Annotated in this window: 18 protein-coding genes; 8 read left to right on the top strand and 10 right to left on the bottom strand. The window is 73.0% G+C overall.

The window, feature by feature from the left end; translation table 11 throughout:
• Positions 1-306 precede the first annotated feature (306 nt).
• Positions 307-4,077, bottom strand: coding sequence for an nSTAND1 domain-containing NTPase (locus ACWDN5_RS33490; RefSeq protein WP_449679109.1), 3,771 nt, complete (start codon positions 4,075-4,077; stop codon positions 307-309).
• 145 nt (positions 4,078-4,222) lie between these two features.
• Here ACWDN5_RS33490 and ACWDN5_RS33485 point away from each other — a divergent pair, with 145 nt between their 5' ends.
• The 3 genes from ACWDN5_RS33485 to ACWDN5_RS33475 are packed head-to-tail and all read left to right on the top strand — an operon-like array spanning position 4,223 to position 8,147.
• Positions 4,223-5,053 carry an ABC transporter ATP-binding protein gene (locus ACWDN5_RS33485; protein ID WP_449679108.1) on the top strand — a complete coding sequence of 277 codons (831 nt, stop codon included), beginning with the start codon at positions 4,223-4,225 and terminating at the stop codon, positions 5,051-5,053.
• A 21-nt stretch (positions 5,054-5,074) separates the two neighbouring features.
• Positions 5,075-6,052: an ABC transporter substrate-binding protein gene (locus tag ACWDN5_RS33480; RefSeq protein WP_449679107.1), complete on the top strand. Its 978-nt coding sequence runs from the start codon at positions 5,075-5,077 to the stop codon at positions 6,050-6,052.
• A 1-nt stretch (position 6,053) separates the two neighbouring features.
• A complete protein-coding gene (locus tag ACWDN5_RS33475; RefSeq protein WP_449679106.1) occupies positions 6,054-8,147 on the top strand; it encodes an iron ABC transporter permease in 2,094 nt (697 codons plus the stop codon).
• A gap of 27 nt (positions 8,148-8,174) precedes the next feature.
• On the opposite strand, the gene ACWDN5_RS33470 is transcribed toward ACWDN5_RS33475, so the two are convergent.
• From ACWDN5_RS33470 to ACWDN5_RS33460, 3 genes are all read right to left on the bottom strand, one after another.
• Positions 8,175-8,321: a hypothetical protein gene (locus ACWDN5_RS33470; protein WP_449679105.1), complete on the bottom strand. Its 147-nt coding sequence runs from the start codon at positions 8,319-8,321 to the stop codon at positions 8,175-8,177.
• A gap of 78 nt (positions 8,322-8,399) precedes the next feature.
• Complete coding sequence (locus ACWDN5_RS33465; RefSeq protein WP_310977032.1) at positions 8,400-8,639, bottom strand: hypothetical protein; 240 nt, start codon at positions 8,637-8,639, stop codon at positions 8,400-8,402.
• Between the two features lie 71 nt (positions 8,640-8,710).
• Positions 8,711-9,199, bottom strand: a complete 489-nt coding sequence (locus ACWDN5_RS33460; RefSeq protein WP_449679104.1) for a MarR family winged helix-turn-helix transcriptional regulator — start codon at positions 9,197-9,199, stop codon at positions 8,711-8,713.
• Positions 9,200-9,263: 64 nt separating this feature from the next.
• On the opposite strand from ACWDN5_RS33460, the gene ACWDN5_RS33455 reads away from it, so the two are divergent.
• On the top strand, positions 9,264-9,683 hold the full coding sequence (locus ACWDN5_RS33455; RefSeq protein WP_449679103.1) for a DUF6069 family protein: 420 nt from the start codon (positions 9,264-9,266) through the stop codon (positions 9,681-9,683).
• Here ACWDN5_RS33455 and ACWDN5_RS33450 read toward each other — a convergent pair.
• The 3 genes from ACWDN5_RS33450 to ACWDN5_RS33440 all read right to left on the bottom strand — a co-directional run bounded on the left by ACWDN5_RS33450 (position 9,640) and on the right by ACWDN5_RS33440 (position 12,193).
• Positions 9,640-10,467, bottom strand: a complete 828-nt coding sequence (locus ACWDN5_RS33450; RefSeq protein WP_449679102.1) for a hypothetical protein — start codon at positions 10,465-10,467, stop codon at positions 9,640-9,642. The genes ACWDN5_RS33455 and ACWDN5_RS33450 overlap by 44 nt on opposite strands.
• 40 nt (positions 10,468-10,507) lie before the next feature.
• Positions 10,508-11,341 (bottom strand): hypothetical protein, encoded by an 834-nt coding sequence (locus ACWDN5_RS33445; protein ID WP_449679101.1) that lies wholly within the window; start codon positions 11,339-11,341, stop codon positions 10,508-10,510.
• Between the two features lie 132 nt (positions 11,342-11,473).
• A complete protein-coding gene (locus tag ACWDN5_RS33440) occupies positions 11,474-12,193 on the bottom strand; it encodes a TetR/AcrR family transcriptional regulator (protein ID WP_449679100.1) in 720 nt (239 codons plus the stop codon).
• Positions 12,194-12,279: 86 nt separating this feature from the next.
• On the opposite strand from ACWDN5_RS33440, the gene ACWDN5_RS33435 reads away from it, so the two are divergent.
• Complete coding sequence (locus tag ACWDN5_RS33435) at positions 12,280-13,395, top strand: FAD-dependent oxidoreductase (RefSeq protein ID WP_449679099.1); 1,116 nt, start codon at positions 12,280-12,282, stop codon at positions 13,393-13,395.
• Positions 13,396-13,540: 145 nt separating this feature from the next.
• Here the strand turns inward: ACWDN5_RS33435 and ACWDN5_RS33430 are convergent, their stop codons facing one another.
• Together ACWDN5_RS33430 and ACWDN5_RS33425 are read right to left on the bottom strand one after the other, a co-directional pair.
• Positions 13,541-14,122 (bottom strand): dihydrofolate reductase family protein, encoded by a 582-nt coding sequence (locus tag ACWDN5_RS33430; RefSeq protein WP_449679098.1) that lies wholly within the window; start codon positions 14,120-14,122, stop codon positions 13,541-13,543.
• A gap of 63 nt (positions 14,123-14,185) precedes the next feature.
• On the bottom strand, positions 14,186-15,007 hold the full coding sequence (locus tag ACWDN5_RS33425) for a helix-turn-helix domain-containing protein (protein ID WP_449679111.1): 822 nt from the start codon (positions 15,005-15,007) through the stop codon (positions 14,186-14,188).
• A 240-nt stretch (positions 15,008-15,247) separates the two neighbouring features.
• Here ACWDN5_RS33425 and ACWDN5_RS33420 point away from each other — a divergent pair, with 240 nt between their 5' ends.
• The 3 genes from ACWDN5_RS33420 (at position 15,248) to ACWDN5_RS33410 (ending at position 18,350) form a co-directional block, all read left to right on the top strand.
• Positions 15,248-16,027 (top strand): hypothetical protein, encoded by a 780-nt coding sequence (locus ACWDN5_RS33420; protein WP_449679097.1) that lies wholly within the window; start codon positions 15,248-15,250, stop codon positions 16,025-16,027.
• A gap of 125 nt (positions 16,028-16,152) precedes the next feature.
• A complete protein-coding gene (locus tag ACWDN5_RS33415) occupies positions 16,153-16,833 on the top strand; it encodes an LppX_LprAFG lipoprotein (RefSeq protein ID WP_449679096.1) in 681 nt (226 codons plus the stop codon).
• Positions 16,830-18,350 carry an MFS transporter gene (locus ACWDN5_RS33410; RefSeq protein ID WP_449679095.1) on the top strand — a complete coding sequence of 507 codons (1,521 nt, stop codon included), beginning with the start codon at positions 16,830-16,832 and terminating at the stop codon, positions 18,348-18,350. The genes ACWDN5_RS33415 and ACWDN5_RS33410 overlap by 4 nt, the downstream gene beginning before the upstream one ends.
• Here ACWDN5_RS33410 and ACWDN5_RS33405 read toward each other — a convergent pair.
• Positions 18,331-18,822, bottom strand: a complete 492-nt coding sequence (locus tag ACWDN5_RS33405) for a GNAT family N-acetyltransferase (RefSeq protein WP_449679110.1) — start codon at positions 18,820-18,822, stop codon at positions 18,331-18,333. The genes ACWDN5_RS33410 and ACWDN5_RS33405 overlap by 20 nt on opposite strands.
• Between the last annotated feature and the right edge of the window lie 72 nt (positions 18,823-18,894).

The raw sequence follows: 18,894 nt of genomic DNA, 5'->3' as shown, positions 1-18,894 counted from the left end.
GACCAGGTCGAGCCGGACCGCGCCGGGTCAGGCCGCGCCGGGCTGGCTCAGACTGGGCCAGGCCTCGCCAGGCCGGGCCGGGCCGAGCCGAGTCAGGCGGGGCTGGGCCGGATTCGGCCGGCCGCACCGGCCAATCCACGCCGGGCCGCGCCACCCCACGCCGGGCCGCGCCACCCTACGCCGGGTCAGGCCGGACCGAACCAGGCTTACCCAAGCCGAGCCGACCCGAGCCGGGCCAGGCTTAACCAAGCCGAGCCAAGCCAACCCGAGCCAGGCCAAGCCGGGCCGAGCCGGGTCAGGTGGGTGTCAGCGGCACGGTGCGGGCGCCTCCACGTCGGAAAAGTAAGCACCCCACTGCCCGGCCGTTGCCGGGGGGTGGGCGACCCTGCAGGCCTCGGCGGCCGCGTCGGCCGGGTCGATGCGCCACAGCAGGGCGGCCGGGTCGCGGCCGCCGGTGAGCAATGTCCGGCCGTCCGGGAAGAACGCGACCGTGTGCACCTCGTCGGTGTGCCCGGCGAGGGTGGCCCACGGCAGCGGCGCGCGAGCGTCGGTCACGTCCCACAGCCGCGCGGTGTGGTCGTACCCCGCGGTGGCGATGCGGGTACCGTCCGGCGAGTAGGCGACCGCGGGCACCGCACCCTGGTGGCCGGCCAGCGTGGAGACGTGCGCGGGCGCGCGCGGGTCGGTCACGTCCCACACCCGCGCCGTGCGGTCGAGCCCGGCGGAGACGAGGTGCCTGCCGTCGGGGGCGAAGTCCAGCGCCAGCACCCGGTCGGTGTGGCCGTCCAAGACCGCCAGCAGGCGGGGCCGGGCCGGGTCGGCCACGTCGATCAGGCGCACCGTCCGGGTCATGGCTTGGGCGAGCAGGTCGCCGCGGGGCGAAAACGCCAGTGCCGGAGCGAAATCCGTGGCGCCGGTGACCTGCCCGGCCACGACCGGGGCGGCCGGGTCGCGCAAGGACCACAGCCGGATCACGTGCTCGGGGTCGTCGCCGCCGACGGCGAGCACCGCACCGTCCGGGCGGAACGCCAGCGCGCGGGCGGTGCCCGGGTGCCGGATCGGCTGCGGCAGGAGCCGGGCGTGGGCCGGATCGGTGACGTCCCACAGCCGGACCAGCCCGGCCACGTCCCCGGCTGCCAGCACCGTCCCGCTCAGCACCACCGACCGGACCCGCGCCATCTTCGCCTCGGGCAGCGGCAGCCGCCGCGGCCGGTCCGGATCGGTGACGTCCCACAGCCGCACGGTGCCGTCACGGTCGCCGGTCACCGCCGTCCGCCCGTCGGCCGAGACCGCCGAGGCGCGCACGGTGTCGGTGTGCCCGCCCAGCACCCGGCCGGGCACGTCGGTCAGGCGGATCGCGCCGTCGTTGCCCGCCGTGGCGACCACCCGCCCGTCGGGGCTGAAATCGGCGGCCCACACGGTGTTGGTGTGCCCGGCGATGGTGCCGGTCACGGTGGGCGCCGACGGGTCCGACACATCCCACAGCCAGGCGGTGTAGTCCCAGCCGGTCGTGACCACGGTCCGGCCGTCCGGGGCGAACCGGGCCGCCTGCACGGTGTCCCGGTGCCGGGCGAGCCGGCCGAGCTCGCGCGGGCCGGCGGCGGCCCGCAGGTCCCACAGCCGGGCGACGGCGTCGAACCCGGCGGTGAGCAGCAGCGCGCCGTCGGGGCTGAACACCGCGGAGGTGACCTTGTCGGAGTGGGCGGGCACCAGTGCCGTGCGCCGGGGGTGAGCGCGGTCGGTGACGTCCCAAAGGCCCACCGTCCCGTCGTCGGACGCGGTGACCGCGCTGCGCCCGTCCGGCGCGAACTCGGCCCACGAAAGCGGGCCGTCGTGGCCGCTCAACACGGCGACGCGGGTCGGCGTGCTCGGATCACGGACATCCCACAGCGCGGCGGTCCCGTCGTTGCCCGCGGTGATCAGCGTGGTGCCGTCGGGACTGAACGCAACGTGGTACACCGCTTCGGCGTGGGCCCGCACCTCGGCGAGCAGGCGGGGCCGCACGGGATCCTCCACGTTCCACACCGACACCAGCCCGTCGTGCCCGGCGGCGGCCAGCCGGGCCCCGTCCGCGGTGAACGCGAGCGACTCCACCCGCTCCGACCGCGCCACGACGTCCGCGAGCGGCTCGGCGGCGTGGGGCAACGGCAGCCGCCACAGCCGCACCGCCCGGGCGTCCCCGGCGGCGGCCAGCAAGCTGCCGCGCGGGGAGAACGCGACCGCGCGGCGGGCCACGTCGCCGGTCAGGACGGTGGTGCGGGGTCCGACGACGGTGCTGAGCAGGCTGCCGCGGGTGTCGGCGGTCGGGTCGAGCCGGAAGGCCGCGAGGGCGAGCTGCCCGGCCAGTGCCGGGTCCACCGTGCGCAGGGCCGGTGCCTGCGTGGCGACCTTCTGGGCGACTGCGGAGTTGCGCTGCGCCGCGGTCACCTCCGCGGCCCGCACGGCGTACCAGGTCGTCCCCGCCGCGATCAGCAGCAGCACGCTCAACAGCGCCACCAGCACGCGCAATTGCGCCGACCGGCGGCGGCCGGCGGCCTCGGCGCGCGCGCTCTCGGCCACCGATGCCGCGAGGAAGTCCCGCTCGGGCCGGCTGAGCATGTGGTCGTGCCGCTCGGCCCACGACCGGGCCACGGCCAGCCGCACCCCGCGGTACAGCGCGCCCGGGTCGGCTCCCAGCGCACGCCAGGTGGCGGCGGCGCCGGTGAGCTCCCGGTGCACCCGCAGGCCCTCGCGGTCCTCGGCGAGCCAGCCGCGCAGGCGCGGCCACGAGCGGAGGAGCGCCTCGTGCGCGATCTCCACGCTGTCGCCGTCGAGCACGATCAGCCGCGCGGCCGCCAGGTTTTCCAGCACCGCCCGGACGTCGCCGCCGAGCTGCTCCAGCTCGTCGCGGTCCGCCCGCCGCTTGGTGTCCTCGAGCCCCTCGCCGAGGGCGCACAACCGCAGGAGCACCTGCTGAGCGGTCCGTTGCCGCTCGGGGGAAAGAGCGGTGAACGCGGCCTCGGCCGTGTGCGCGACGGCGTGCTCGATCCCGCCTGCGGCCTCGTACCCCTTCACCGTCAATGTCGTGCCGCGACGACGCCGCCAGGTTTCCAGCAGCACGTGGGAAACCAGGGGCAGCACGCCGGGCTGGCCGCCGGCGTCGCCCACGATCCGGGCGACCAGCGCGCTCTCCACCACGCAGGCCGTTCGCGCGGCGGGCTGGACGACCGCCCGGCGCAGCTCGTCGGTCGTCATCGGCTCCACCGTCACCTGCCCGTCGCGCAAGGCCCGGGACAGCGCGGGATGGGCGACGCAGTCGCCGTAGAAGTCGGCGCGCACGCTCAGCACCACCCGGCACGCGCTGCGGTCGGTGGTTGCCGCCGTGAGCAGCTGGTCGATGAACCGGACCCGCTCGGCGTGGTCGGTGCAGAGCGTGAAGACCTCCTCGAACTGGTCGACGATCACCACGAGCTCGCGGCCGTCGGCGGCTGCGCGCCGCACGGCGTGGTGCAAGCCCCGGACGTCGTCGGAGGGCAGGCCCACCGGCGCGTCCGCCAGGCCGGCCAGCCGGAGGAAGCACTCTTCCAGCGGATGCGCTCCCGGGGTCAGCACCACGGCCGGCCCGGGCAGTGCCGGGGTCACCCCGGCCCGCAGCAGCGACGTCTTGCCCGTCCCGGACGCACCGACGACCACCACGACCCGCTGCGTCGCCAGCCGGGCGAGCACCGCCTCCACCAGCGGTTCCCGGCCGAAGAACCGCTCCGCGTCCTCGACCCGGAACGGCGCGAGCCCCGCGTAGGGCGGCTCGTCCGAGTCCGGTGGCGCGGGCGGTTCCAGCGTCACCGCCAGTTCGCGCCACCGGCGTTCCCACTCCTCGACGTCCCCGTCGCACGCGCGCACGTACGCCAGCGTCACCTCGAGACTGGGCAGTTTCCGGCCCGCGGCCGCCTGCGACAGCGCCGCTTCCGAATAGTGGGCGCGCGCACTGAGCACCCGGTAGGTCGGTTTGCCCGCCTTCTCCCGCACCAGCCGCAGGGAGCGCGCGAACTCCACCAGCGGTAGGTCCCCCTCGGGCAACGGGCTTTCCTCACGCGGCATCAGAACCACCCCTCCCCTCGCCATCGTCCACCACCGCGACACCGCCATCCGGGCGTTCGCCGGTCGGGGCAGACCTCGGCAGCGCGTCCGGATTGTGCTGCCCGCCACCTTGTTGGTTAGGTAAGCCTGACCTTATTGTCCTCCTGTGTCCCTCGTCCCCCGCTCCGGCGTGCACGCCCAGGAGATCGATGTCGCCTACGGCAGCGACGTCGTCGTGCGTGCCGCTTCCCTCTCGCTGCAGGCCGGGACCGTCACCGCGCTGATCGGACCGAACGGCAGCGGGAAGTCGACGCTGCTGCGGGCGCTCGCCCGGCTGCACCCGCCGGTCGCCGGGTCCGTCACCTTCGCCGACGGCGCCGACCTGCGCGCACTGTCCGGAAAGGACATCGCCAAGCGGATCACCCTGCTGTCGCAGCACCGGACCGCGCCCGGCGGGGTCTGCGTCCGGGAGCTGGTCGAGTTCGGCAGGCACCCGCACCGGTCCCGCTGGGGCGGCCGCGATCCCGAAGGGCCCGCCGCCGTCGAACGGGCGATGGCGCTGACCGGGCTGTCCGCCCTCGCCGACCGGCCCGTGCAAGCCCTGTCCGGCGGGCAGGCGCAGCGGGTCTGGCTCGCCGCCTGCCTGGCCCAGGACACCGCGCTGCTGCTGCTCGACGAGCCCACGACCTTCCTCGACCTGCGCTATCAGGTCGAAATCCTCGACGTCGTCCGCGATCTGGCCGACCGGCACGGGGTCGGCGTCGGCGTGGTGCTGCACGACCTCGACCAGGCCGCCGCGGTCGCCGACCGGGTGCTGCTGCTCGAAGCCGGCCGGGTCACCGCCGAAGGCACCCCCGCCGACGTGCTGACGGCCGAAAACCTCAGCCGCGCCTACGGCATCCGCGTGGACGTCGTCGCCGACCCGGCCGACGGGCGGATCCACACCCGCGCGGTCGGCCGCTTCAACGACGCGGCACCGCGCACCGCGTCGGTCTGACCCAAGGAAAACAGGAGAAACATGCGGATCACCCGGATGCTCCTCGGCCTGTCCGCGGCCGCCACGTTCTTCGTGGCCGGCTGCGGCACCACCGAGGCGCCCACCAGCAACGCCGCCGCCACCGGCGGTGCCGGCCCGATCACCGTCGTCGACTCGCGCGGCAAGGAGGTGAAGCTGCCCGGCCCGGCCAAGCGCGTCGCGGCGACCGAGTGGAACGCCGTCGAGCACCTCGTCTCCCTCGGCGTCATGCCGGTCGGCGTGGCCGACATCAAGGGCTACGGCCAGTGGGTCAGCGCCGAAAAGCTCGACGGCACCCCGAAGGACATCGGCACCCGCGGCGAACCGAGCCTCGACACGCTCGGCTCGCTGGGCCTGGACCTCGTGGTCGTCACCGACAGCGTGACCGAAGGGGCCCTGGAGCAGATCGAGGCGAAGGTCCCGGTCATCGTCATCAACGGCGGCACCGCCAAGGACCCGATCGCCGGGATGTACGCCAACCTGGACACCATCGCCAAGGCCACCGGCACCGAAACCCGGGCCGCGCAGCTGAAGACCGAGTTCGAGCAGAAGCTGACCGCCGGCCGGGCCGCGGTGGAGAAGCGGGGCGCCGCGGGCCAGAAGGTCGCCTTCTCCGACGCCTACGTCACCTCGGGCTCGGTCAGCATCCGCCCCTACACCAAGGGCGCGCTGGTCTCCGCGGTGTTCGCCGAGCTCGGCCTCGAAACCGCCTGGCCGATGGACGGCGACGCGGTCTACGGCCTCGCGCAGGCCGACGTCGAAGGCCTGACCAAGCTGCCCGACGTGCGGTTCTGGTACATCGCCAACAACGCCGACGGCGACCCGTACCAGCAGCAGCTGGCCGGCAACGCGATCTGGACCGACCTCCCGTTCGTCAAGAGCGGCAAGGTGCACCGCTTCCCGGACTCGCTCTGGATGTTCGGCGGCCCGAAGTCCATGGCGCAGTTCGTCGACGCGGCCGTCGCCGCGCTCGAGAAGTAGCGTGGTCACCCTGACCGAGCCCGGCCCGCCCGCGGTCGCCGTCCGGCGCCGCGGGCGGCTCGCGCTGCTCGGCGGCGGGCTCGGCGCGCTCATCCTGCTGGGTTCGGCCGTGCACCTGACGCAGGGCACCGCGAACCTGGATGCGCTGGACGTGCTGCGGCTGGTCTTCGGCAGGGCAACCGGTGACACGACCGCGGTGGTCGTCGAGTCGCGGCTGCCGCGCCTGCTCGCGGCGCTGGTCGTCGGGGGCGCGCTCGGCGTGGCCGGCGCGGTGCTGCAGTCGGTGTCCCGCAACACCTTGGCGTCGCCGGACACGCTGGCCGTCAACGCCGGCGCGCACCTGGCGGTGGTCGCCGTCGCCGCGTTCGGCGTCTCGCTGCCCCTGCTCGGCGCGGCCGGGATCGCCTTCGCGGGCGGGCTGGCGGCGGCCGTGTTCGTGCTCGCGCTGTCCGGTACTGGGGGCACCGGGATCGTGCGGCTGGTGCTGGCCGGCACCGCGATCGCGTTGGCTCTGATCTCCGTGACCCAGGTGCTGCTGCTGTTGTACGCCCAGGAAACCCGCGGCCTCTTCGCCTGGGGCGAGGGCTCCCTGGAACAGAACGGGCTCGGCGGCATCCGCACGCTCGGCCCGGTGGCCGGGGTGGCGCTGGCCGTGCTGCTCGGCATGGCCCGGCAGCTCGACCTGATCCAGGTCGGCGACGACCACGCCCGGACGTTGGGTGTCCACATCGGACGGACCCGGTTCGCCGCGATCGCGCTGGCCGTGCTGCTGGCCGCGACCGCGGTGACGCTGGCCGGCCCGATCGGGTTCGTCGGCCTCGCCGCACCGGCGGTGGCCCGGCTGCTCGCGACCGTGGTGCCGGGCCTGCACCGGCACGCGGCGTTGCTCCCCTGCTCCGCGGCGCTCGGCGCGGCGCTCCTGCTGGGCGCGGACGTGCTGCTGCGCGCGGTCATCGGCCCGCAACGCGCCCTGGCGGTGCCGACCGGCGTGGTGACGACGATCCTCGGCGCGCTCTTCCTCGTGGTCCTGGCCCGCACCGCCCGGATCACGTCCGCGACCGCCGAACCACCCGCGGCCGGCGCCCGCGGCGGGGTGAGCGCGACCCGGTATCGGATGACGTTGGCGGTGCTGGTGCTCGTGCTGGCCGGCGTCGCCGTGGGCGCGGTGCTGCTCGGGGACGCGAAACTGCTCCTGGGCGACGTCGTCACCTGGGTCACCGGGCAAGCGGGCCCGATCGTCACCGGTGTCCTGGACACCCGCGTTCCCCGCGTGGTGGCCGCGCTGCTGGCGGGCGCGGCACTGGCGCTGGGCGGCGCGCTCACCCAGGCGGTCGCCCGCAATCCCCTGGCCGAGCCGGGGATGATCGGCGTCGTCGGCGGCGCGGGCCTCGGCGCGGTCGCGGTGATCACGGCCGTGTCCGGGGCCGGGTTCTGGACGCTGACCGGCTCCGCGGGCCTGGGCGCCGCCCTGGCCATGGCGGTGGTCTTCGCCGTGGCCGCCCGCGGCGGGTTCACCAGCGAACGCCTGGTGCTGATCGGTTTCGGCGTGCACGCGGCGTCGCAGGCGGTGGTGACGCTGCTGATCACGCTGTCCGATCCGTGGAACGAGACCAAGGCGCTGACCTGGCTGGGCGGTTCGACCTACGGCCGGGCCTTCCCGCACCTGGTGCCGATGGCGCTGGCCTTGCTGGTGGTGACACCGGTGCTGGTCCGCACGCGGCGTGAGCTCGACCTGCTGGCGCTGGACGACGAAACCCCGCGCGTGCTGGGCGTGCCCGTGACCCGGACGCGGTTGCTGCTGCTGTCGTGCGCGGTCCTGCTGACCGGCGCGGCGGTCGCGGGCATCGGGGTGCTGACGTTCGTCGGGCTGGTCGCCCCGCACGCGGCCCGCGCGATCGTCGGCAGCCGGCATTCCCGCCTGCTGCCCGCCGCCGCGGTGCTGGGCGCGATTCTGGTCTGCGCGGCCGACACCGTCGGTCGCACGGTCCTCGCCCCCGGCCAGCTCCCGGCCGGCCTGATGACCGCGGTCCTCGGCGCGCCCTACTTCGTGTGGCTGCTGTACCGCCACCGCACGGCCGCCGCCCGGGGACGTTGAGCTCCCTGGGTGGCGGTCCGTCCGTGCTCAGCCGTCGACGCTGGTGTGGGTCTTCGAGGCGCACTTCGCCGGCGTGGTGTCGCCGTTGCCGTCGACCAGCCACGACACCACGCCGTCCAGCAGCTGCGGGTGCGCTTCCCCGTACCGCCGCACCCGCGTCCACGCCGCCCGCACCGGGCCACCGTATCCGCCCGGCTGCGGTGCGTCATGCGCCGCGGGTTGACCTTCGGTACCGCGGGAGTTGACGGGCCCCTACTCGGCCGTGGTTTTGCTTCCGCGCCGCCGTCGCCAGACCACGGCCGCGACGAGCAGCGCCACGGGCAGGCCGGTGAGCAGCAACCCTTCGGCGGGCGCCGGCACGACGTCCTGGTGCGCCACCGAGGCGGCGAGAGTGACCTCGCCGGCGGGGAAATCCCGGGCGGGCGGACCACTCCCGCACCCGTTCTGCTCGTGCCAGTGCCCGGCGGCTGCGTATTCGATGGCGGTGGGCATCCCGCACCCCTCCTCGGGTGTTCTCCGGAACCGCAGACCAGTGTGGCGCGGCCGGCCGGAGAACTCCACACCTACTCGGTTGCGAGGATTTCCGTGGGCAGGCCCAGGGTTTCCACGATCCGCGCGACGGCGTCGCCGAGCCGCACGAAGTCGTCGCCGAGCGGATCGGTCACCAGCCGGCGGACGGTGGCGACGTGCCCGGGCGCCGAGGCGGCCAGGTGCGCGCGTCCGGCCGGGGTGAGCGTCGCGGTGGTGAACCGGCGGCCCCGGCCGGTGCAGACTTCGCGCACCACCCACCCCCGGTCTTCCAGGCGCGCGACGGCGTGCGAAATCCGCGGCAGCGACCCGTTGGCCATTTCGGCGATTTCGCTCATCCGCAGGCTTTCCCCGGGCACGGCCGACAGCCGGGCCAGGATCATGTAGCCCAGCAGCGTCAGGTCGGCGTCCCGCAGCAGCTGGCTTTCCAGCGCGCCCGGGAGCGTGAGCAGGACCTTCGCCAGGTTGATCCACGCCCGCCGTTCGTCGTCGTCCAGCCAGCGGACCGGCTCCTCCTCGCGCACGCCTTGACTTTAACACGCAACCCAATCTACCGTTTGGGTTGCGTGTTAAACCCAAGGAGGAGCGATGACGACCACCCCGCGACTGACCTCGATGACCGTCCTCCGCCTCGGCTTCGCCCTGCTGGCGGCGGCCGCGGCGAACACGGCCATCGCGCTCGGCACACTGGCCCTCGACGACGGCGGCATCGCGATGGGCCTGAACCCCGCGTCCTACCTGCCCGCGACCGCCGCCGGGCTGCTGCTCGGCACCATCGGCTGGTTCGTGCTCGCCCGCCGGGCGCCGCAGGCCCTGCGCGTGGTCGTCCCGGCGGTCCTGGCCCTGACCTGGGTCCCCGACCTGCTCCTGTTCGCGGCGGGCGCCACGGCGGCCAACGTCTTCGGCTTGATGCTGATGCACCTGGTCGTCACGACGGCGGTGGTCGCCGCCCTGCGCCCGACGCTCACCCCGGCCGCGGTTCAGCTCTCAGAACCGTCCGGGAGGTGAGCCGGCCCTTCTCGGGTTCCCGCCCGGCCTGCCCCGCGGCGACGGCGGCGGTCAGCGCCCCGACGGCGTCCTCGGCGCGGTAGATCGTTTCCAGCAACGTGAATTCCTGGAGGGCGGCGACGGTGGCGGGGCCGTTCCGCTCCAGTTCCGCCAGCAGCGCCCGCCGCAGCGGCAGCAGCTGCGGGGTGAGCGAGATGTCGACGAGCGTGCCCTCGGGGTCCCGCGGATCGCGGTACCGGATGCCGGCGAACTCATCGGCCGCCCACAGTTCGTTCTTGAAGGTGGCGAGATGCCGGCCGTGGGCGGTCGCGAACACGAGCGTTTTCACGCTTCCGTTGTCCGCCACCAGATCCACGGCCACGGCACACCCGAGCCCGGCCGCCTTCAAGCGTTCCCGGTGGTCCGAGCCCGGTTCGGCGGCCAGGAGGACCTCGTGCGCCTTGCCCCGCACCAGGGAGGCCGGCCAGTCACCGGAGAGGTGCGCGAGCATCGGCCCGCGCACGCCGACCTCCCGGAGTTCGCCGACGGTCCGGACGACCAGCCCACCCGGAGCCCCACCCGGCGCCGCCCGGCCGACGAGGACCACCTCCAGGTGATGCTCCCCCAGCCGGTCGGCGAACTCCCCGAAAACCCGGAAGGCCTCCGCGGCGAACTCCCCGCATTCGACGTAGGTCCCGCCCTTGGGCGACCGCAGCACGGTGGCGGTCCACGCGTCGAGGTACCGCACCAGCACGTCACGCTCGACGGAAACGTGCGGGTCAGGACGCCGGACGCGCTCGGCCACGCTCCCGGTTGTACCGCACCGCGGCGGCGATCACCAGCTGTCACGTGGCTTCGGCGCGATTCGCCGCGCCACCGAGTTCCACCGTCTGGACGAGCCAGAACACTGCGTACCAGAGGATGATCAGCGCCTCCAGCCACAACGCCCAGTGCTGCACGCCGACGACCCAGAGAATTCCTCCGGTCAGGAGGGACCCGCCCATCAAGGCGGCGACCACGATGTACCAGACCGTGAAGTTCCCTCGGGGGGCGGACCAGGCGTTCGCCACGACGACGATGACGATCCCGATGAACAACGGTATCGCCGCGTAGAGGTGGCCGTGGTCACGGAACCAGTCTTGCCTGTTCCAGTACAGCCAGATTCCGAAGGACAAAACCGCCAGCGTCACCAGGTGCGAGATGAGCGTGTACGGCTTGGGGCGTTCGAACCGGCCGTGCCGGCGTTTCCGCGCGAGCAGGCCGAAGACCGTGGCGGCCACCCCGATCACGAGCAGTGCGCCGACATCGGTCTTGACCGCCGCCTCGATCTCGGGCCGGCTCGGCCCGTTCACCGGAAGACAGGCGTCGTCGATTTCCGTCGGCACGAACGCGACGATGAACGCCAGGAACCCCGAGCAGTCGAGTGCGGTGTTCTCGTAGTCGGTGTTCCCGCGGTAGACGATCATGCCCGTGCCGATCGCGCACAGAACGCCGACGAAAACGGGCCGCACCGAAGTGAAGTAGTAGGCGCTGATGGAATGCTGCCAGCACAGACCGTCATTGACGAACAGGAACTGCAAGAGGATGGCGAGGAACAGCAGCGCCACGAGCATGACCATGGCGACGCGAAGCGCCAGGTAGGTTTGGTGAATGTTTTCTTCCCGGTTTTCGACGCTCACGCCGACCTCCTTTCGGGAAACGTCCGTTGCCCGTGCAGGACGCCGTCGGGCCGCGGTTGTCCGGAGGTCGCAGCTTTTTCACCGGCCGTTACCGTCCAGGAAAAACGTCACCTGAACGAGTCTTCAACGGAATCATCGGGACGACGGGGTCCGGCTGAGGTTGTCCACGATCAAACGGACGGTGAACTCGAACCGATCGTCCCCGCTCCCGGAAGTCAGCTCGGCGGCAAAGCGCCGCGTTTGCGGGAAAGCATCAGCCGGCAGCGCGGCGAACCGGTCCAGCAGCTCCCCCTGGCCGACCACCCATTCATCCTCCGGACGTTTCCGCCGCTGCCGCACCAGCGACTGCTCCAACGCATACGCACTGACGTAGAGAGACAGCGCATCAAGGCCCCACGCGGCGGCCTGCGGCTCGACACCGCCGGCCAGCAGAATCGCGAAAAGCCCTTCACGGACCCGCAGCGCGTCGAGGTTGGTGGGGACCATGCCCAACGCAGCCCGGGAAACGCCGGGATACCGCAAATACTGATCCCGGATCCGGCCGTACACGTCGAGGATTTGCGTCCGCCAGATCGCCGGGTCCGGTTCGGGCAGCTCGATCCCGGCGCACAGCCGGCCGATGAGCAGGTCGTCGAGGTCGTCCTTGTTCACGATGTGCGCGTACAGCGACGACGGCCCGGTTTCGAGCACCGCGGCGACGCGGCGGATCGTCAGAGCGTCGTAGCCCTCGGCCGCCACGACCTGCAGAGCCGCGTCGGTGATCCGGTCGACCGTGATCGGCCTCTTGGGCGACGGGGCCGCGGGGTTGCCCGCGTGCCGGGCGGCTCGGCGTTGCCGGGGGTCCGTGGGCATGTCGATCACTATAGCTTGAGACGAACTAAGTTCGCGTGCTAGAACTTAGTTCGTCACGAACGAACTAAGTTCGAAAGGGATCTGACATGCGCGTTTCCATCGCCGGAGCCGGTCTGGGCGGCCTGTGCCTGGCGCAGGGCCTGCGCCAGGCCGGCATCGAAGCCGACGTGCACGAGCGGGACCCGGCGATCACCGCGCGGTTCCAGGGCTACCGGCTCGTCCTGAACCCCACCGGGCTGGCGGCGCTCCGAGGCTGTCTGCCGCCACGCTGGCACCCGCTGCTGGACGCGATCACCGGCGACGCCTACGGCGAGCGGCTCGTCCTGGACCCGCGGCTGAACAAGATCGGCGAGCTCGGCCCCGGGAGAACCGGCACCGTCATCGACCGGCACGTGCTCCGCCACCTGCTGCTGACCGGGCTCACCGTGCGCACCGGTGCCGCGCTGACCGGCTACGACGTGCTGGACGACGGCCGCGTCGAAGCCCGGTTCGCGGACGGGGACCCGGTCGTCGCCGACCTGCTCGTCGGCGCGGACGGGGTCGGCTCCGCCGTCCGCGCGGTGCTCTCGCCGCAGACCACGCCGACCGACACCGGCGTCCGGTTCGTCATCGGCCGCACGCCGCTGACCGGGCAGTTCGCCGGACTGGCGCGGGCGTTCGGCTCGAAGATCGCCGGCAACGGCGTCAGCCTGCTGCTCGGCGCGATGCGTTTCCGCACCCCGCCGAAGGAAGCGGCCGAGACGCTGGCGCCCGAGGTGGTCCTGCCCGACGTCGGCGACTACGTGCGCTGGGCCATGATCCTGCCGCCGGACGGCCCGGCCGGCGGCCTGACCCCGCAGGAGACCGTGCTGGCCCGGACCGAGGGCTGGCACCCGGACCTGCGGGCGCTCATCGAGCAGGCCGACCCGGACAACAGCACCCTGCTGTCCATCCGGGTGGTCGAGCCCGGCGAGCGCTGGGCGCCCGGCCCGGTCACGCTGCTCGGCGACGCCATCCACGCCACCTCCCCGACCGGCGGCAACGGCGCGAACACCGCCCTGCGCGACGCGGACCTGCTGCGCCGCTGCCTGACCGAGGGCGGCCCGGACCTCCCCGGCGCGGTCGGCGCGTACGAACGGCAGATGTTCGAGTACGGCGCCGAGGCCGTGCGCCACAGCCTCGACGCGCTTCCCGCCTTCGTGCCACAACCCGAATCGGCCTGACTCGAAGACGGGCAAAACCGGACAATCGGGCCGCTCACCCGGGAAAGTGACGCCTGACGCGGGAAGAAATCGGCCCGGTGCGCCACGGCCCGGCCCCGGCCGGCACTCGATCTACCGGCCGTGGTGCTGAAACCCCGCGGGGCGATCAGCGACGCACCCGGTAGCAGACGTGAAGCACCCGGTTGCCCCGGATGACCACCTCGGGATCCTCCAGCAACCGCTGCCCGTCGACCGGCCCGAAGAACCGCTTGCCGGTCCCGAACACGACCGGCACGACGTCCATCCGCACCTCGTCGACCAGTCCCGCGGCCAGCACCTGGCCACCGACGTCCCCGGCGGCGACCTCGACCACGCGGTCACCCGCGAGCTCCTGCGCCTTCGCCACCGCTGCCTCGACCCCGTCGACGAAGTGGAACGGCGCCTCGGAGTCCCAGCCCTCGGGCGGCGGCCGGTGCGTCACGACGACCACGTGGTCGACCCCGGCGGGCGGCACGCCGTCCCAGCCGTCCGTCAGGTCGAAGACGTGGCGGCCGGCGATCGTCGCCCCGATCCCGTCCCAGTACGGCCGGACGTGGTCGTAGGACGTCTGCGACACCTTCAGGACGCCGCCGGCGTCCAGCGGGACGTCGCCGCCGGTGAGCCAGTCGAACAGCGGTCCGGGCTGGTCCTTCTCGTCCGCGATGAAGCCGTCCACCGACACCGAGCTGTACATGACCACCTTGCCCACGGGCCCTCCTTTGCTTGGGGGTGCCCAAATTAGCCCGTCGTGCGCGGTGGCTCTTGTAAGAAATCAATCGGCGGGCAGCGGCCAGCCGTCCAGCACGTGACCCGGGTGTTCGCGCAGGAACCGCCGCCGGACCTCGACGTACCGGGTGGGCGTCAGCCCGGTGAAAGCCCGGAATTCGTGGCCGAAGTGGGCTTGGTCGAAGTAGCCCGCTCCCCCGGCGAGGCCGCTCCAGTCGATCGGCCCGGCGGGGTCGATCGCGAACACGGTCGCGGTGAAGCGGTGGGTGCGCGCCAGCCGTTTCGGCGTGACACCGACGAGCTCCTTGAACCGCCGGACCAGGTGCGTGCTGCTGACCCCGGCGGCCACGCTCAGGTCGCCGATCGCCACCGCCCCGCCGGCCGCCGCGATGACCCCGCTCGTGTGGCGGACCAGCTCCAGGCCGGCGGTCTCGGTCAGCCGTCGCAGCAGCTCCTCTTCGAGCAGCGTCAGCATCTCGTGCGGTCCGGCCGCCGTGGCCAGCCGGTCGCGCAGCTCGGCGACGGCGGCCCGGCCCCACACCTGCTCCAGCGTCACCGGCCGGTCACACAGCTCGCCCGCGGGCATCGGCAGGAACGGCGCCAGTCCCCACGGCTTCATGTGCGCGCCGACCGACCGCGTCGGGACCGGGTAGCCGAATTCCAGCGCGCGGGTGGGTGTGCTGACCACGCAGCCGTCGGCGTACCCGGCCGTCTCGGCGTCGGTGCCACCGCGGATGCGGAACGGCGCCCCGAGGTTGACGATGAGAAAGGCCCCGGGCATCGGCGGCAGCATCAGCCGGGCATAGGGCGGCGCGCCCTCCAGGTAGTAGAGGTCGTCGATCAGCCCGTCCAGCGGCGGTCGCGGCACTCGGGACACGTACTCCACACCCCTAGCATCGCCCACGGGACGATGGCAGGCTCACGCCTGGGGTGCGAGGGGACGCTACGCGGGCGACGGCTGGACCATCAAAGGCACGCCCCGGAACTCGAGAGGTTGCTCCTGGACGGGGAAGCGCAGGTGATCAAAGACGCCATCGCGGGAACGCGCTGACCGGCCACTTCCGCGCTCCCCGTGAAAATGTCTTGTGGGCAAAGGTAAATTGAAGTCATGACGCTGTCCGGGGAACAGTGGTTGGCGCAGGTCTTCCGACCGGCCGTGGCCGGGGTGAGCCGGGTCCGGCGCGAACAGTCCGCCGGCGTGGTTTCCGTGGATCCGTTGCGCATGCTCGGAAGCCGGCTCGCGGCGCAGGTCGAGGCCCTCGGTGCCACCGGGGTGCTCACCGACGAGCAGGAAAGCGCCGCGCTCGACGCCCTCGAGGAGGCCGGGATCAGGCCGGAAATCCGGTCGGTGACAGCCTCGGTGTCGTCTTCGACGGCCGGGGGCACCTTCGCTCCCGTGGCCGCGCGGACGGGATCGGCCCCGGTCGCGGCCCCCGAGCCGGCCGAGCCGCCGACGTTGCGGGGTGTGCTGGCGGGGCCGCGGCACCTCGGGCACCTCGGCGGACGGCCGGTGATGCTGATCTCGGCGGAGCTGTGGAGCGACCGGATCCTGGTCGACCTCTACACCCACCCCGGCCCGGAGCACCGCGAAAGGCGGGCCCAGGCCGCGCGCGAGCACCTGGACTGGCTGAACCGCCGACGCCGCGGGCAAGCCACCGACCCACCGGCCCGCACGGTGGCCGGCTCGCCCCTGGCCGACGTCACCTGGGAACTCCGCGACGAGCAGGGCACGGCGTACCGCCGGACCGGCGGCTCGGCCGAATCGGGCGACCACCTCGACCGGCTGCGCATGCAGTGGTCCCCGGCACCCCCTGCGCATTCCGGACCCCTGACCCTGCTCGCCGGCACGACCGCGCTCGAAATCCCCATTCCACGATCAACCACGTGACGCCGGGAGTACGGCGTCCGAGCGCCGGCAACTGTCCCCGCCGTTCACGCACCGCAGTGTTCCGGCCGAGCAGCCGTCACGAGGCGGTTCGTGCCTGGGGGTGGCTCCTGATCTAGGGTGTGCGCATGATTCTGCGGCGTAGCCTGCTCGCGGTCCTGGCCCTGGGCGCGGCGATCGTCACCGGCTGTTCCTCGAGCGGTGACGCCACGTTGCCCGACGCCGGTGCCCTGCTCAAGGACAGCGCGTCGGCGGCGGGCGCCGTCACCAGCACGCACTTCACGCTGAAGGTCACCGGCACCGTGCCGGGCCTGAGCGTGCACAGCGTCGACGGTGACCTGACCAAGGCCAACGGCGGCGGCGCGAAGGGCACCGGCACGCTGGACCTGATGGGCCAGGTCGTCGACGCCCAGTTCGTCCTGGTGAACGGCTCGCTGTACATCAAGGGACCCACCGGCGGGTTCCAGCGGATCCCCGCCGCGCTGAGCTCCTCGATCTACAACCCGTCCGCGATCCTCGACCCGCAGCGCGGCATCCCGAAGGTCCTGGCCTCGGTCCAGGGCCCGAACACGGAAGGCACCGAAGACGTCGGTGGCACGCCGACGTACCGCGTCGCCGGAACGGTCCCGAAGGAGGCGCTGACCGCGCTGGTGCCGGGAACGGCCTCGAACGTGAACGCCACCTTCTGGCTCCGTCAGGACGGCGGCCACCTGCCGGTCAAGGCTTCGCTGGGGTACCCCGGCGGCGCCACCGTGGACGTCACACTGTCCGATGTGGACAAGCCGGTCACCGTGACCGCGCCGGCGTGACCGGGCCGGTCGCCTCGCGCGGCGGCCGCGCGCTCGCGGTCGGCGCCGGCGGGCTCGCCGTGCTGCTCGGCGCGCTGGACACCTACGTCGTGGTCGGCCTGCTGCGGCAGATCATCGACGACCTGAGCGTCCCGGTGAACCGGCTGGAGATCGTCACGCCGGTCATCACCGGCTACCTGCTCGGCTACGTGGCCGCGATGCCGCTGCTCGGCCAGTACTCCGACCGGTTCGGGCGCAAGCTGCTGCTGCAGGCCTGCCTCGGCGGGTTCCTCGCCGGGTCGGTGCTCACCGCGCTGGCCGGCACGGTCCCGCTCCTGGTCGCGGGCCGGGTGCTCCAGGGGACCGCCGGGGGCGCGCTGCTTCCGGTGACCCTCGCGCTGGCCGCGGACCTGTGGCCGGGGAACCGCCGCTCCGCCGTGCTGGGGGCCGTCGGCGCCGCGCAGGAGCTCGGCAGCGTGCTCGGGCCGCTTTACGGGATCGGGCTGGCCGCCGCGACCGGCTGGCGCGGCGTGTTCTGGGTGAACGTCCCGCTGACCGTGCTGGCCGCCGTCGCGGTGCAGGTTTCCGTCCGGGGCGGCAAACCCGCCGAGCGGCCGCGCGTGGACCTCGTCGGTGTCCTGCTGCTGGCGCTCACGCTCGCGCTGCTCGTCATCGGCTTGGACAACCCGAACCCGCGCGAGCAGGTGCTGCCGCCGTGGGGAGTGCCGTTCCTGATCGGTGCCGGGGTCGGTCTGGTCGCGTTCCTCTGGTGGGAGTCGCGCGCGGAAGTCCGCCTCATCGACACGGCGAACGTCTCACTGCGGCCGTTCTTCACGGCGCTCGGGACGAGTGTCGCCGCGGGGGCGGCGTTGATGATCACCCTGGTCGACGTCGACCTGTTCGCACAGACACTGCTGGGCCGCGACGACGGCGGCAGTGTCGAGCTCCTGCTGAGGTTCCTGGTCGCGCTGCCGGTCGGAGCGCTCCTCGGCGGCCTGCTCGCCACGCGAATCGGCGAGCGTTGGATCGTCGGCGCCGGAATGCTGCTCGCCGCGGGCGGCTACCTCCTGATGTCCCGCTGGCCGGCGGACGTGCTCGCGGCCAGGTCCGTCCTGGGGCTGCCGCGCCTCGACGTCGACCTGGCGCTCGCCGGTCTGGGCCTCGGCCTGGTGATCGCCCCGCTGTCGGCCGTGGCGCTGCGTGCGGTACCGCGCGCCCAGCACGGCGTCGCCTCGGCCGCGGTCGTGGTCGCGCGGATGACCGGCATGCTGGTCGGCGTCGCGGCGGTGTCGGCCTTCGGCCTGCACTACTTCCACACGCTGACGGCGTCGCTGAACCCACCGATCCGGATCCTGTTCCCCTCCCAGCGGGCCTACGACCGCGCCCTCGCCGACTACCTCGGCGCGGTCCGTGAGGCGCTGCTGACGGAGTACCGCGCGATCTTCCTGATCACGTCGGTGGTGTGCCTGGCAGGAGCGGCCATCGGACTGTGCATCGGCGGCCGGTCGCCCCGAGGTGCTACAGCCGCTTCGAGGTGACCAAGGAAGGTCCGTGGATCCCGTCCACGTGTTCGCGCCCGACTTCGACGAACCCGAGCTTCTCCAGCACGCGGCGGGAGGCCGTGTTCCACTCCCACACCGTGGCCCACAAGCGCTCGTACCCGGCCGACCTGGCCCAGTCCAGGACAGCCACCGCAGCCTCGGTCGCGTAGCCCCGCCCCCAGGTCCGGCGCAGCAGCTCGAACGCCAATTCCGGTCGTCCCTCGTCTTCCCCGATCACCCCGCAGTAGCCGATGACGTCGCCGACGGCCTTCCGCTCGACCGCCAGCAACCCCACGGACGCGCGAATCACCTCCTCGAGCTCCGCAACAGTGGGATGCCCAGCGGCATCGATCCGCCGATGCGGCGGCACTCGCGGATCACGTTCGGCCCACAGCTCACGCTGCACGGCAGCCTCGGCCACCCGCCACGGTCGAAGCACCAGACGCTCGGTCTCGAGGTCAACTGTCATGGAAGCAATCTCCCACGCCCGAGTTTCCGCCGGTTCCATAATGGTTTGCCGCCGCAGGAGAGCGGTGTCTAC

Source organism: Amycolatopsis sp. NPDC003731, from assembly GCF_053586895.1.
This window is presented reverse-complemented; position numbering and strand designations above follow the sequence as displayed.